At 71.1% G+C, this 13,656-nt stretch carries 14 protein-coding genes; 13 read left to right on the plus strand and 1 reads right to left on the minus strand.

Translation table 11 applies throughout. The annotated features are described in order from the left end of the window. Positions 1-6: 6 nt before the first annotated feature. Complete coding sequence (locus ACIQPR_RS07315; RefSeq protein WP_403643331.1) at positions 7-750, minus strand: FadR/GntR family transcriptional regulator; 744 nt, start codon at positions 748-750, stop codon at positions 7-9. A 113-nt stretch (positions 751-863) separates the two neighbouring features. On the opposite strand from ACIQPR_RS07315, the gene ACIQPR_RS07320 reads away from it, so the two are divergent. From ACIQPR_RS07320 to ACIQPR_RS07380, 13 genes are all read left to right on the plus strand, one after another. Then, positions 864-1,901, plus strand: coding sequence for an ABC transporter ATP-binding protein (locus tag ACIQPR_RS07320; RefSeq protein ID WP_403643334.1), 1,038 nt, complete (start codon positions 864-866; stop codon positions 1,899-1,901). Positions 1,902-1,969: 68 nt separating this feature from the next. Then, on the plus strand, positions 1,970-3,163 hold the full coding sequence (locus tag ACIQPR_RS07325; RefSeq protein ID WP_403643337.1) for an ABC transporter substrate-binding protein: 1,194 nt from the start codon (positions 1,970-1,972) through the stop codon (positions 3,161-3,163). A 3-nt stretch (positions 3,164-3,166) separates the two neighbouring features. After that, complete coding sequence (locus ACIQPR_RS07330; RefSeq protein ID WP_403643340.1) at positions 3,167-4,030, plus strand: ABC transporter permease; 864 nt, start codon at positions 3,167-3,169, stop codon at positions 4,028-4,030. Positions 4,031-4,066: 36 nt separating this feature from the next. Next, positions 4,067-4,882, plus strand: coding sequence for an ABC transporter permease (locus tag ACIQPR_RS07335; RefSeq protein WP_403643343.1), 816 nt, complete (start codon positions 4,067-4,069; stop codon positions 4,880-4,882). Positions 4,883-4,931: 49 nt separating this feature from the next. Further along, positions 4,932-5,285, plus strand: a complete 354-nt coding sequence (locus tag ACIQPR_RS07340; protein ID WP_403643346.1) for a VOC family protein — start codon at positions 4,932-4,934, stop codon at positions 5,283-5,285. A gap of 109 nt (positions 5,286-5,394) precedes the next feature. Beyond that, entirely contained in the window at positions 5,395-6,552 is a 1,158-nt protein-coding gene (locus ACIQPR_RS07345) for an NAD(P)/FAD-dependent oxidoreductase (protein WP_403643349.1), read from the plus strand. Further along, complete coding sequence (locus ACIQPR_RS07350) at positions 6,549-6,854, plus strand: (2Fe-2S)-binding protein (protein ID WP_403643352.1); 306 nt, start codon at positions 6,549-6,551, stop codon at positions 6,852-6,854. Before ACIQPR_RS07345 ends, ACIQPR_RS07350 begins: the two co-directional genes overlap by 4 nt. Further along, positions 6,847-8,301: an FAD-dependent oxidoreductase gene (locus ACIQPR_RS07355; protein WP_403643354.1), complete on the plus strand. Its 1,455-nt coding sequence runs from the start codon at positions 6,847-6,849 to the stop codon at positions 8,299-8,301. The genes ACIQPR_RS07350 and ACIQPR_RS07355 overlap by 8 nt, the downstream gene beginning before the upstream one ends. Before the next feature lie 31 nt (positions 8,302-8,332). Further along, a complete protein-coding gene (locus ACIQPR_RS07360) occupies positions 8,333-9,229 on the plus strand; it encodes a dihydrodipicolinate synthase family protein (protein ID WP_403643357.1) in 897 nt (298 codons plus the stop codon). A gap of 36 nt (positions 9,230-9,265) precedes the next feature. Further along, positions 9,266-10,267, plus strand: coding sequence for a proline racemase family protein (locus tag ACIQPR_RS07365; RefSeq protein WP_403643360.1), 1,002 nt, complete (start codon positions 9,266-9,268; stop codon positions 10,265-10,267). 102 nt (positions 10,268-10,369) lie between these two features. Further along, a complete protein-coding gene (locus tag ACIQPR_RS07370; RefSeq protein WP_403643363.1) occupies positions 10,370-11,074 on the plus strand; it encodes a GntR family transcriptional regulator in 705 nt (234 codons plus the stop codon). Positions 11,075-11,197: 123 nt separating this feature from the next. After that, positions 11,198-12,196, plus strand: a complete 999-nt coding sequence (locus ACIQPR_RS07375) for a LacI family DNA-binding transcriptional regulator (RefSeq protein ID WP_403643366.1) — start codon at positions 11,198-11,200, stop codon at positions 12,194-12,196. 109 nt (positions 12,197-12,305) lie between these two features. Beyond that, on the plus strand, positions 12,306-13,652 hold the full coding sequence (locus ACIQPR_RS07380; protein WP_403643368.1) for an ABC transporter substrate-binding protein: 1,347 nt from the start codon (positions 12,306-12,308) through the stop codon (positions 13,650-13,652). Positions 13,653-13,656: the final 4 nt, after the last annotated feature.

Genomic DNA, 13,656 nt, shown 5'->3' on the forward strand with positions numbered 1-13,656 from the left:
CGACGACTACAGGGCCAGCCGCTCGGCGATCAGCCGCGCCGTCGATTCCCGCACGCACCGCTCGGCCAGCTCCCTGGCCCAATCGTGGGCCCCATCTTGCACGGCCGAGATTACGGAGCGGTGACGGTCTGCGGCTTCTTCACGATATTCGTCGCTGCCCAGCACGAGGCACAGCAGCGCCCCGACCTCCGTCTGCAACGCGACCTGTTCCCGGGTCAGCCGGGCCGACTGCGCGGCGGCGGCCAGCTCGACATGGAACCGCCCGTACACCCGGCCGCGCGCCGCGACGTCCTCGGCGTGCGTCAACTCCTCGGCCGTACGGCGGAGTTGCAGGAGATCCTCGGGCTCGGTGCGCTCGGCGGCGAGCCGGGCCGCAGTGCCGGACAGGGCGGCCCAGTGGTCGCCGAGGTCGCGCAGCTCCTCGGTGCTCCAGCCGCGCAGCCGGACCCTCAGCCGCTCCTCGCCGGGCACCTCGGGCAGGGAGACGAAGCTGCCGCCGCCGCGCCCGCGCCGGGTGGTGACCAGACCTTGCTGGCGCAGCGCCATCAGCGCTTCCCGCAGGGTCACCGTGGACACGCCGAGCTGCCCGGCGAGCTCGCTCTCGCCCGGCAGCTGCTCGCCGTCGGCGAGCAGCCCCAGTTCGATGGCGTCCCCGAGCCGGCTGACGACGGCGTCGACCCGCGCCCGGTTGTCGACCGGGGCGAAGACGGCTTTTCGGGCGCCGCCGTTGAGGTGCTGCTGCTGGTTCACGGCCACCACCTTGCACGTTGACTCAAGCTTTACCCTAAGGGGGCCTTGAGCTTTGAACTATGACTTCATATGTTTCCGTGCAACGTCACAGAGCACCAGAAAGGTTCCCGCCCATGGAGGGGATTGCGATCCGGCTGCGGGATCTGCGGAAGTCGTTCGGCGAGACGACCGCCGTGGCCGGCGTCGACCTGGAGATCAGGGACGGCGAGTTCTTCTCGATGCTCGGCCCCTCCGGCTCCGGCAAGACGACCGTGCTGCGCATGATCGCCGGCTTCGAGAGCCCCACCGGCGGCACCGTCGAACTCGCCGGCCAGGACGTCACCGGCCTCGCCCCCTTCGAGCGCGACGTCCACACCGTCTTCCAGGACTACGCCCTCTTCCCGCACATGACCGTCGAGCAGAACGTCGCCTACGGCCTCAAGGTCCGCAAGGTCCCCAAGGCCGAACGACTGTCCCGCGCCCGAACAGCCCTCGCGGACGTACGACTTGAGGGCTACGGCACCCGCCGCCCTGCCCAGCTCTCCGGCGGCCAGCGGCAGCGCGTCGCCCTCGCCCGCGCCCTCGTCGGCCGCCCCCGGCTGCTGCTGCTCGACGAGCCGCTCGGCGCCCTCGACCTGAAACTGCGCGAGCAGATGCAGGTCGAACTCAAGGCGCTCCAGCGGGAGGTGGGCATCACCTTCGTCTTCGTCACCCACGACCAGGAGGAGGCCCTGACGATGAGCGACCGCATCGCCGTCTTCGACCAGGGCCGCATCCAGCAGGTCGGCACCCCCGCCGAGGTCTACGAGCGGCCCGCGACCCCCTTCGTCGCGTCCTTCGTCGGCACATCCAACCTGCTGGCGGGCGAGGCGGCCGAGCGGATCGTCGGCACCGCGGGCACCTACAGCGTCCGGCCCGAGAAGATCCGCGTCCTCAAGGACACGGCCGAGACCGGACCGCCGGACCACGAGAGCGCCGCCGGAACCGTCGCCGAGGTCGTTTACCTCGGGGACTCCACCCGCTTCCTCGTCGACCTCGACGCCGGCGGCCGGCTCACCGCGCTCCAGCAGAACCTGGAGACCTCCGCCGAGGACGTGGCCGCCTACCGCGGCAGCCGGGTGCGCCTGCGATGGCACCGGCGGCACACGGTGCACGTCCCGGACCCCCGCTGACCCGCCCGCTCCCGTCCCCAGCGCCCGACCCCGTTGCTCACCCATCTCCTCCACCCATGGAGAACGCCGTGCGTCTCACCCGAACCCTCCGGGCGGCGGCCTGCGCCGCCGTCCTGCTCGCCGCCACCGCCTGCGGCTCCTCCGACAGCGGCTCGTCGGGCGGCGGCCTCAACCCCCCTGATCTCAAAGCCCAGTCGAAGCTCGGCAAGAGCGAGGGCGAGGTCAACCTGATCGCCTGGGCCGGCTACGTCGAGGACGGCTCCAACGACCCCAAGGTCAACTGGGTCAGTGACTTCGAGAAGCAGACCGGCTGCCAGGTCAACTCCAAGGTCGCCGCCAGCTCGGACGAGATGGTCAAACTGATGAAGACCGGCGAGTACGACGCCGTCTCCGCCTCCGGCGACGCCTCCCTGCGCCTCATCGCCTCCGGCGACGCCGCCCCCGTCAACACGAGCCTGGTCCCCAACTACAAGGACATCTTCCCGGACTTGAAGCTCCAGGCCTGGAACTCCGTCAAGGGCAAGGCGTACGGCATCCCGCACGGCCGCGGCGCCAACCTGCTGATGTACAACACCCGGAAGGTCACCCCCGCCCCGACCTCCTGGGCCGCGGTCTTCGACGACGCCTCGACGTACAAGGGCCATGTCACCGCGTACGACTCGCCGATCTACATCGCCGACGCGGCCCTCTATCTCAAGTCCACCAAGCCCGAGTTGAAGATCAAGGACCCCTACGCGCTCGACCAGACCCAGTTCGACGCCGCCGTCGCCCTGCTGAAGAAGCAGAACGCGGACATCGGCGAGTACTGGAGCGACTACCTCAAGGAGATCTCCGCCTTCAAGAGCGGCGACTCCGTCATCGGCACCACCTGGCAGGTCATCGCCAACCTCACCGCCGACGAGGGCGTCGGCGTCAAGGCCTTCGTCCCCAAGGAGGGTTCGACCGGCTGGTCCGACACCTGGATGATCTCCGCCAAGGCCAAACACCCCAACTGCGCCTACCAGTGGCTCAATTGGATCGTCTCCCCGAAGGTCAACGCCCAAGTCGCCGAGTACTTCGGCGAAGCACCCGCCAACTCCAAGGCCTGCGCCGAGACCAGCGACAAGAACTTCTGCACCACCTACCACGCCGCCGACACGGCGTACTGGAAGAACATCGCCTTCTGGAACACGCCGATCGAGCAGTGCCTCGACGGCCGCACCGACGTCAAGTGCGTGCCCTACGCCAAGTGGGTACAGGCCTGGACCGAGATCAAGGGCTGAGGCATGTCCCTGCTCAACCGGACCGCGGGGGCGCTGTACCGGCGCCCCCGGCTGCGGCTCTCCCTGCTGCTCACCGCGCCGCTGCTGTGGCTGGCCGTGCTCTATCTCGGCTCGCTGAGCGTGCTGTTCGTCTCCGCGTTCTGGACGACGGACTCCTTCACCTCCGAGGTGGTGAAGGTCTTCTCGACCGACAACTTCCACGAGCTGTTCACGGTGCCCGTGTACCGGCAGGTGATCCTGCGCAGCATCGGCGTCGCGCTCGCCGTCACCGTCCTGTGCGCCGTGATCGCCTTCCCGCTCGCCTTCTACACCGCCCGCGTGGCCGCGCCGAGGTGGCGCCCGCTGCTCGTGGTCGCCATCCTCACCCCGCTGTGGGCCAGTTACCTGGTCAAGGTGTACGCGTGGCGGCTCATCCTGTCCCAAGGCGGCCTGGCCGACTGGATGTTGAAGCCGTTCGGGCTCAGCGGCCCGGGGTTCGGACTCCCCGCCGCCGTCCTCACGCTCACCTACCTCTGGCTGCCCTACATGGTCCTGCCGATCCACACCGCGCTGGAGCAGCTGCCCGCCAACCTCCTCGACGCGTCGGCGGACCTGGGCGCGCGAGCGGGCCGCACCTTCCGGTCGGTGGTGCTGCCGATGGTGCTGCCGTCCGTCGCCGCCGGGTCGGTCTTCACCTTCTCGCTCAGCCTCGGCGACTACATCACCGTGCAGATCGTCGGCGGCAAGACCCAGCTGATCGGCAACCTCGTCTACTCCAACATCGAACTCAACCTGCCGATGGCCGCCGCCCTCGGCACCGTCCCCGTCGTCGTGATCGTCGTGTACCTGCTCGCGCTGCGCCGCACGGGCGCGCTGAGCAGCCTGTAACACGCCATCGACCGCCTCTGAAGGAGGTGACATGTCATGCAGCTCTCCCGTTCCGCGCGCATCGCCCTGCGCGTGGCCGCCGGGTTCGGCTTCGCGGTGATCTACGTCCCGCTCCTGCTCGTCCTGGTCAACTCCCTCAACCCGGACCGCAGCGCGAGCTGGCCGCCGTCCAGCCTGACCCTGCACTGGTGGTCCGTCGCCTGGCAGAACGCGGGCGCCCGCGCGGCGCTGTGGGTGTCGGTGAAGGCCGGCCTCGGCGCGACGGCCATCGCCCTGGTGCTCGGCACCCTGATCGCCTTCGCGGTCGCCCGGTACCGCTTCTTCGGCCGCGACGCCGTCTCCTTCGTGGTCGTGCTGCCGATCGCGCTGCCCGGCATCGTCACGGGCATCGCCCTCAACTCGGCGTTCAGCACGGTACTTGAGCCGCTCGGCGTGGGCCTCGGCCTGTTCACGGTGATCGTCGGACACGCCACCTTCTGCATCGTCGTCGTCTTCAACAACGTCGTCGCCCGCCTCAGGCGCACCTCCGGGTCGTACGAGGAGGCCGCGATGGACCTGGGCGCCGACAGCTTCCGCGCCTTCGTCGACGTCACCTTCCCGCTGGTGCGCTCGGCGCTGCTCGCGGGCGGACTGCTCGCCTTCGCGCTGTCCTTCGACGAGATCGTGGTGACCACCTTCACCGCCGGGCCAGGCATCGAGACCCTGCCGATCTGGATCTTCGACAACATGACCCGGCCCCAACAGGCGCCGGTCGTCAACGTGGTGGCCGCGGTACTCGTCCTGCTCTCCGTCCTCCCGATCTACGTCGCCCAGCGGCTGTCCGCCGACACGGCCGGCGCGGGCCGGGTCTGACGCCCTGAACACCTGTTTCCCGGAGCGTGGACCGGTCTAAGCTCTGCGGATGACCTTGGAATGGGAACAGGTAATCGTGCACTCGGCGGACCCGACGGCCCTGGGCCAGTGGTGGGCCACGGCTCTGGGCTGGGTGGTGGTCCACTCCTCCGACGACGAGTTCGAGATCCGTCCGGCGCCGGACCGCCTGCCGGGGATCGACTTCGTACGGCTCGCCGAGAGCAAGAAGTCCAAGAGCCGGCTGCACCTCGACTTCAGGCCCGACGACCAGGCCGCGGAGGTGGCCCGCCTGGTGGCCCACGGCGCGCGGCGGGTCGACATCGGCCAGGGCGACCAGTCGTGGGTCGTGCTCGCGGACCCCGAGGGCAACGAGTTCTGCGTCCTCGGGCAGCGGAGCCAGTAACCGGTCCTGCGGGAGCGGTGTCCCCGGTCGGCCACCGCTCACCGTCGGCGCGGCGGTGACCTACGCGCGGGACATTCTCAGCCGCAGAGGTATGTGACATAGTACTGACGTGAGCAAGCGACTGACCTGCGATGTCGTGGTCGTCGGAGCCGGAGTGGTGGGGGCGGCCTGCGCCCTGTACGCGGCCCGGACCGGCCTCGACGTCGTCGTCGTGGATCGCGGCCCGGTCTCCGGCGGCACGACCGGCGCCGGTGAGGGCAACCTGCTCGTCTCCGACAAGGCCCCCGGTCCCGAACTCGACCTCGCCCTCCTGTCTCACCGCCTGTGGGAACAACTCGCCCAGGAGCTGGGCGAGTTCATCGAGTACGAGGCCAAGGGCGGCCTGGTCGTGGCCGCCACGCCCGGCGGACTCACCGCCCTGGAGCGCTTCGCCGGGGAACAGCGCACCGCCGCCGTCGTCGCCGAACCGGTCGACGCCGAAGCCCTGTACGAGCTCGAACCCCGGCTCGCCCCGGACCTCCCGGGCGGTGTGCACTACCCGCAGGACCGCCAGGTGATGCCCGCCCTGGCCGCCGCCCACCTGATCCGGGTCTCCGGCGCCCGCCTGCTCACCGGCCGCACGGTGACCGACGTACTCCGCGCGGCGGACGGAACGGTCCAAGGCGTCCGCACCCCCGCCGGGGACATCCTCGCCCCGGCCGTGGTCAACGCCGCCGGCACCTGGGGCGGTGAACTCGCCGCCCTCGCCGGCGTCACGCTCCCCGTTCTCCCGCGCCGCGGCTTCGTCCTCGTCACCGAACCGCTGCCCCGCCTGATCCGCCACAAGGTCTACGCCGCCGACTACGTGGCCGACGTGGCCAGCGACTCGGCCGCCCTGCAGACCTCGCCCGTCGTGGAGGGCACGGCCGCCGGACCCGTCCTGATCGGCGCCAGCCGCGAACGCGTCGGTTTCGACCGGGAGTTCTCGCTGCCGGTGGTCCGGGCGCTGGCCGCCGGCGCGACCCGGCTGTTCCCGTTCCTGGCCGACGTCCGGGCGATGCGCTCCTACCTCGGCTTCCGCCCCTACCTGCCGGACCACCTCCCCGCCATCGGCCCCGACCCCCGCGCCCCCGGCCTCGTCCACGCCTGCGGACACGAGGGCGCCGGCATCGGACTCGCCACCGGCACCGGGCACCTGATCGCCCAACTCCTCGGCGGCACCGCCCCGGACCTCGACATGACCCCCTTCCGGCCCGACCGCTTCCAGGACGACGAGGAGGCCCAGTGAGATCCCGCTCCCCACGAAACACCGCCGCCCACCAGGGCGCCGCGTTCACGGTCACCCTGGACGGCCGCGAGATCCGGGCGCTCCCCGGCCAGACCGTCGCCGCCGCCCTGTGGTCGGCGGGCGTGACCTCCTGGCGCACCACCCGGGTCGACGGAGCGCCGCGCGGTGTCTTCTGCGGCATCGGGGTCTGCTACGACTGCCTCGTCACCGTCAACGACCGCCCCAACCAACGAGCCTGCCTGGTGCCCCTGCACCCGGGCGACGCCGTCCGCACGCAGGAGGGAACGGGCCACGATGACTGACCGACCGCACCTCGCCGTGATCGGAGCGGGCCCGGCGGGACTCGCCGCCACGCTGGCCGCCGCGGCACAGGGCGTCCGGGTCACACTGCTCGACTCGGCGGCGCGCGCGGGCGGCCAGTTCTACCGTCGGCCCGCCGCCGAACCACCCGCCGCCCACCCGCGGACCCCGCACCACCACCGGCGCACGGGGCGGCGACTCGACGAGGACCTCGCCCGCCACGTGGAGGCAGGCCGCGTAACGCACTTGACGGACCATCACGTCTGGTTCGTGGAGCGGAGGTCGCACCGGCCGGCGGAGGACCCCGTCGACGGCGGCGGCCCCCGTGACTCCTTCACCGTGCACGCCCTCCTCGGACCCGACCAGGACGACTCCGTCGAAGTCCGCGCCGACGCCGTCCTCCTGGCCACCGGCGGCTACGAGAAGGTCCTCCCGTTTCCCGGCTGGACCCTGCCCGGAGTGCTCACCGCGGGCGGCGCGCAGGCCATGCTCAAAGGCTCCCTCGCCGTCCCGGGACGCACCGCCGTGGTCGCGGGCACCGGCCCGCTCCTCCTCCCCGTGGCGACCGGACTCGCGGCGGCGGGTGTGGAGGTGGCCGCGCTCGTCGAGTCCGCCGATCCCAAGGCCTTCCTGCGGCGGACCCGCGCGCTGGCGGCGCAGCCCGGCAAGGTCGCCGAAGCCGCCCAGTACGCGGCCCGACTCCTGCGCCACCGCATCGAGTTGCTCACCCGGCACACCGTCGTGAAGGCGCACGGAGAGGAACGCCTGGAGGCGGTCACCGTCGCCGCGCTCGACGCCGACGGACGGGTCCGCCCCGGCACCGAACGGCGCCTCGCCTGCGACACCCTCGCCGTCGGCCACGGCCTGCTCCCGCACACCGACCTCGCCGAGACCCTGGGCTGCCGGCTCGAAGGGCTCGCCGTCCACGTCGACGCCGAACAGCGCACCGACGTCCCCGGCGTCTGGGCGGCCGGCGAGACCACCGGCATCGGAGGCGTCGACCTCGCCCTCGCCGAGGGCCACATCGCGGGCCGCTCCGCCGCCGCCCGCCTGACGGGCGCGCCGCCCGACCAGCGCGCGTGGGCGCCGGCCGCCAAGTCCCGTGCCGGACTGCGGGAGTTCTTCGCCGCCCTCGACACCGTCTACGCGCCGCCCGCCTGCTGGACCGATCTCGTCACCGACGACACGGTCGTGTGCCGGTGCGAAGAGGTGACCGCAGGCGCGATCCGCGAGGCCGTGGCCCGGCTCGGCGCCGGTGACCCGCGCACGGTGAAGCTGATGACGCGGGCCGGGATGGGCTGGTGCCAGGGTCGGATGTGCGGACCCGCGGTCGCGGGACTCGCCGGATGCGAACTCGCCCCGTCCCGGCGGCCGTTCGCCAGACCCGTGCCGCTCGGCGTCCTCGCGCACGCCGGTGAGGCCGACGACGACCCGTCCGAACAACGATGACCAGTCCCACCCGACCGAGAGGGGAATCTCCATGACGACCACCGCGAACCGCCCCTGGCGCGGCGTCCTCGTCGCGACCGCGCTCCCGCTGACCCCCGAACTCGCCGTCGACCACGACAAGTTCGCCGAGCACTGCGCCTGGCTCGTCGACAACGGCTGCGACGGCGTCGTACCGAACGGCTCGCTCGGCGAGTACCAGGTGCTCACCCCCGAGGAGCGCGCCAAGGTCGTCGAGACGGCCGTCGCCGCGATCGGCGGCGCGCGCGTGATGCCCGGGGTCGCCGCCTACGGCTCCGCCGAGTCCCGCCGCTGGGCCGAGCAGGCCCGCGACGCGGGCTGCGCGTCCGTGATGCTGCTGCCGCCCAACGCCTACCGCGCCGACGAGCGTTCGGTCCTCGCGCACTACGCGGAGGTCGCGAAGGCGGGCCTGCCGGTCGTCGCGTACAACAACCCCATCGACACCAAGGTCGACCTGGTGCCCGAACTCCTCGCCAAGCTGCACGGCGAGGGGTACATCCAGGCCGTCAAGGAGTTCTCCGGCGATGTCCGCCGCGCCTACCAGCTCGCCGAACTCGCCCCGGAACTCGACCTGTTGATCGGCGCCGACGATGTCCTGCTGGAACTCGCCCTCGCTGGTGCGAAGGGCTGGGTGGCCGGCTACCCGAACGCGCTGCCCGCCGCGAGCGTCGAGCTCTACCACGCGGCCGTCGACGGCGACCTGGCCACCGCGAAGAAGCTGTACGAGCGGCTGCACCCGCTGCTGCGCTGGGACTCCAAGGTCGAGTTCGTGCAGGCCATCAAGCTGTCCATGGACATCGTCGGACGGCACGGCGGGCCGGTGCGCCCGCCGCGCGTCCCGCTGCTGCCCGAGCAGGAGGCCGTCGTACGCGCCGCCACCGAGCAGGCGGTCGCGGCCGGACTCGCGTAACTCCCCTCGCACCGGCCCCGATCCACCAGGAGCGTCATGCGCAGCAAACTCGTCCTGCACGCCGTCGACTCGCACACCGAGGGCATGCCGACCCGGGTGATCACCGGCGGCATCGGCACCATCCCCGGCGCGACGATGAACGAGCGGCGGCTGTACTTCCGCGAACACCGCGACCACATCCGGCAGTTCCTGATGAACGAGCCGCGCGGCCACTCCGCGATGAGCGGCGCGATCCTCCAGCCGCCCACCCGGCCGGACTGCGACTGGGGCGTGGTCTACATCGAGGTATCCGGCTATCTCCCGATGTGCGGGCACGGCACGATCGGCGTGGCCACCGTGCTCGTCGAGACCGGCATGGTCGAGGTCGTCGAACCGGTCACCACCATCCGGCTGGACACCCCGGCCGGGCTGGTCGTCGCCGAGGTCGCGGTCGAGAACGGTGCCGCGAGGAACGTCACCCTGAGGAACGTCCCGTCGTTCTCCGTGAGCCTGGACCGCGAGGCCACCCTCGCCGACGGACGGACGGTGACCTACGACATGGCGTACGGCGGCAACTTCTACGCCATCCTGCCGCTGGACCGGTTCGACCTGCCCTTCGACCGGTCCCGCAAGGACGACATCATCAAGGCGGGCCTGTCCCTCATGGAGGCGATCAACGAGAAGGACGAGCCCGTCCATCCCGAGGACCCCTCCATCCGCGGCTGCCATCACGTCCACCTGTACGCGCCCGGCGCGACCGACCGGCACTCCCGGCACGCGATGGCCATCCACCCCGGCTGGTTCGACCGCTCGCCCTGCGGCACGGGCACCAGCGCCCGCATGGCGCAGTTGCACGCGCGCGGCCGGCTCCCGCTGCACACCGAGTTCGTGAATGAGTCCTTCATCGGCACCCGGTTCACCGGGCGGCTGCTCGGCACCACCGAGGTCGCCGGAGTGCCCGCCGTACTGCCCAGCTTCACCGGCCGGGCCTGGATCACCGGCACCGCGCAGTACTCGCTCGATCCCACCGACCCGTTCCCGGGCGGGTTCATCCTCTAGCGCGGGGGACAATGGCCGGTCACGCGTGACATGGCACCCGTGCCGTCGCACCTGTGATGTCGCACCCGTGACATGGCACCCCTCGCACCACAAGGAGATCCGATGGCCGTCCAGCGCACCGGCGCCCCGCACCCCACTGCCCCGGATCTGCCCGCGCTGGGCGGGCGGAGCAGCTACCGCGAGCGGGTCGCCGACGCGCTCAGGGCCGCGCTGATCGCGGGGGAGCTGCGGCCCGGCGAGGTGTACTCCGCGCCGACGCTCGCCGCCCGCTTCGGCGTCTCGGCCACCCCGGTCCGCGAGGCCATGCTCGACCTCGCCAAGGAGGGGCTGGTCGACACCGTCCCGAACAAGGGGTTCCGGGTCACCGCGGTCTCCGAGAAGCAGCTCGACGAGTACACCCACATCCGCGCCCTGATCGAGATCCCCACCGTGGCGGGGCTGGCCGCGACCGCCGACCCCGTCTCGCTGGAGGCGTTGCGGCCCGCCGCCCGGGAGATCGTGCAGGCGGCCGTGGCCGGTGACCTCATCGCGTACGTCGAGGCCGACACCCGCTTCCATCTCGGGCTGCTCGCCCTGGCCGGCAACGCCCATCTCGTCGCGGTCGTCGGCGATCTGCGCAAGCGGTCCCGCCTGTACGGGCTGACCGCCCTGGTCGAGGAGGGGCGCCTGCTGGCCTCCGCGCAGGAGCACCTGGACCTCCTCGACGCGCTGGCGGACCGTGACGAGCGGGCCGTGCGGGAGATCATGACCCGTCATCTGGGACATGTCCGCGGTCTGTGGGCCGCGCACGACCGAAGCGGGCCGTGACGCCGAGCCGCCGCGAGCGTCCACGAGCCGCCGCGTGCCTCCACCGGGTGACGGCAGAAATCGGTTTCGTTCCGTCGCCCCTCGACGCAAACCACTTGCGTCACTTGCGCTATTCTTGCGCGCATGACGCGACGACTTGCTGAGGTGGCGAAGAAGGTCGGGGTCAGTGAGGCCACGGTCAGCCGGGTGCTCAACGGCAAACCCGGTGTCTCCGACGCGACCCGGCAGTCGGTGCTGTCGGCCCTGGACGTCCTCGGCTACGAGCGGCCCACCCAACTGCGCGGTGAACGCGCGCGCCTGGTGGGCCTGGTGCTGCCCGAGTTGCAGAACCCCATCTTCCCCGCCTTCGCCGAGGTGATCGGCGGCGCGCTCGCCCAGCTCGGCCTCACCCCGGTGCTCTGCACCCAGACCAAGGGTGGGGTCTCCGAGGCCGACTACGTGACGCTGCTGCTGCAACAGCAGGTCTCCGGCGTCGTGTTCGCCGGCGGGCTGTACGCCCAGGCGGACGCGCCGCACGACCACTACCGGCTGCTCGCCGAGCGCAACATCCCGGTCGTGCTGCTCAACGCGGCCATCGACCACCTCGGCTTCCCCGGCGTCTCCTGCGACGACGCGGTCGCCGTCGAGCAGGCCTGGCGCCACCTCGTCTCCCTCGGCCACGAACGCATCGGACTGGTCCTCGGACCCGCCGACCACGTGCCGTCGGCAAGGAAGTTGACCGCCGCGCGGGGCCTCTGCCCGGAGCTGCCCGAGGAGTTCGTGGCGCGTGCCATCTTCTCCATCGAGGGCGGCCACGCGGCGGCCTCCCGGCTGATCGACCGCGGTGTCACCGGCATCATCTGCGCCAGCGACCCGCTCGCCCTCGGCGCGGTGAGGGCCGCGCGCCGCAAGGGACTTGACGTCCCGTCACGGATCTCCGTCGTCGGTTACGACGACTCCGCGTTCATGAACTGCACCGAGCCCCCGCTGACCACCGTCCGCCAGCCCATCGAGGCCATGGGCCGGGCCGCCGTCCAGCTGCTGAACTCCCAGGTGGGCGGCGCCGTCGTACCCGCCGAAGAGCTGCTCTTCGAACCGGAACTGGTGGTCAGGGGTTCCACCGCGCAAGCCCCGCGCGGCTGACAGTCGTACCACTGTCGAATAATTACAGAATCTGCGCGACATCTTGCGGGTGGATGTCGGCGGTGCTTGAGTGTGGGCGCCCACCGCTCCTGACCAGAGGGGTCCATCCATGAGAAGCACCGGGTTCCGCCGTACCTTCGCCGCGATCGGCGTCTGTTCCCTCGCGCTCACCGCCACCGCCTGCGGGTCCGGCGACGACTCGGCGAGCGGCCGGACACGCATCACGGTCAACTGCCAGCCGCCCAGGAGCGCCAAGGTCGACCGCGGCTTCTTCGACTCCGACGTCGCGTCCTTCGAGAAGAAGAACCCGGACATCGACGTCGTCGCCCACGACGCGTTCCCCTGCCAGGACCCGAAGACCTTCGACGCCAAACTCGCCGGCGGCCAGATGGAGGACGTGTTCTACACCTACTTCACCGACGCCAAGCACGTCGTGGACATCCACCAGGCGGCCGATCTCACGCCGTACATCAAGGAGTTGAAGAGCTACGACTCCCTTCAGCAGCAGCTGCGCGACATCTACACCGTCGACGGCAGGATCTACGGCATCCCGCGCACCGGCTACTCGATGGGCCTGCTCTACAACCGCAAGCTCTTCCAACGGGCCGGCCTCGACCCCGACAGGCCGCCCACGACCTGGGCCGAAGTCCGCGCCGACGCCAGGAAGATAGCCGCGCTCGGCGACGGCACCATCGGCTACGCCGACTACAGCGCCCAGAACCAAGGGGGTTGGCACTTCACCGCCGAGATGTACGCGCAGGGCGGCGACGTCGTCAGCGCCGACGGCAAGAAGGCCACCGTCGACACCCCGCAGGGCCACGCCGTCCTCCAGAACCTGCACGACATGCGCTGGAGCGACGACTCGATGGGCAGCAAGCAGCTCCTGGTCATCAACGACGTGCAGCAGCTGATGGGTTCGGGCAGGCTCGGCATGTACCTCTCCGCCCCGGACAACATCCCGATCCTGGTCAAGGAGAAGGGCGGCGACTACGACGACCTCGCCCTCGGCCCGATGCCCGGCGGCCAGGGCACCCTCATCGGCGGCGACGGCTACATGTTCAACAAGCACGACACGCCCGCCCAGATCCGCGCCGGCCTCAAGTGGCTCGACAGCATGTTCCTCACCCCGGGCAGCGGCTTCCTCGGCGACTACGCCCGCGCCAAGAAGGCCGACGCCCCCGTCGGACTGCCCGAACCGCGCCTGTTCACCGGCGCCGCCGACGCCAAGGACCAGCAGGTCAAGAAGGCCAACGCCAACGTCCCGGTGCAGAACTACCAGGCCTTCCTGGACGGCAACGCGCCCCTGCGGAAGAAGATCGAGCCGCCGGACGCCCAGCAGATCTACTCCGTCCTCGACTCGGCCGTCTCCGCCGTCCTCACCAAGAAGGACGCGAACATCGACCAACTCCTGGGCGACGCCTCCGAGAAGATCGACGGCATCCTGGCCCGGGGCTGACCCG

Origin of the sequence: Streptomyces sp. NPDC091280 (assembly GCF_044768565.1) — a bacterium.
GTDB lineage: Bacteria > Actinomycetota > Actinomycetes > Streptomycetales > Streptomycetaceae > Streptomyces.

Bases quoted from the DNA above. Each gene is read 5' to 3' on its own strand.
- ACIQPR_RS07370 (WP_403643363.1), top strand. From the start codon at position 10,370: ATGGCCGTCCAGCGCACCGGCGCCCCGCACCCCACTGCCCCGGATCTG.
- ACIQPR_RS07355 (WP_403643354.1), top strand. From the start codon at position 6,847: ATGACTGACCGACCGCACCTCGCCGTGATCGGAGCGGGCCCGGCGGGA.
- ACIQPR_RS07320 (WP_403643334.1), top strand. From the start codon at position 864: ATGGAGGGGATTGCGATCCGGCTGCGGGATCTGCGGAAGTCGTTCGGC.
- ACIQPR_RS07360 (WP_403643357.1), top strand. From the start codon at position 8,333: ATGACGACCACCGCGAACCGCCCCTGGCGCGGCGTCCTCGTCGCGACC.
- ACIQPR_RS07375 (WP_403643366.1), top strand. From the start codon at position 11,198: ATGACGCGACGACTTGCTGAGGTGGCGAAGAAGGTCGGGGTCAGTGAG.
- ACIQPR_RS07365 (WP_403643360.1), top strand. From the start codon at position 9,266: ATGCGCAGCAAACTCGTCCTGCACGCCGTCGACTCGCACACCGAGGGC.
- ACIQPR_RS07340 (WP_403643346.1), top strand. From the start codon at position 4,932: ATGACCTTGGAATGGGAACAGGTAATCGTGCACTCGGCGGACCCGACG.
- ACIQPR_RS07335 (WP_403643343.1), top strand. From the start codon at position 4,067: ATGCAGCTCTCCCGTTCCGCGCGCATCGCCCTGCGCGTGGCCGCCGGG.
- ACIQPR_RS07330 (WP_403643340.1), top strand. From the start codon at position 3,167: ATGTCCCTGCTCAACCGGACCGCGGGGGCGCTGTACCGGCGCCCCCGG.
- ACIQPR_RS07380 (WP_403643368.1), top strand. From the start codon at position 12,306: ATGAGAAGCACCGGGTTCCGCCGTACCTTCGCCGCGATCGGCGTCTGT.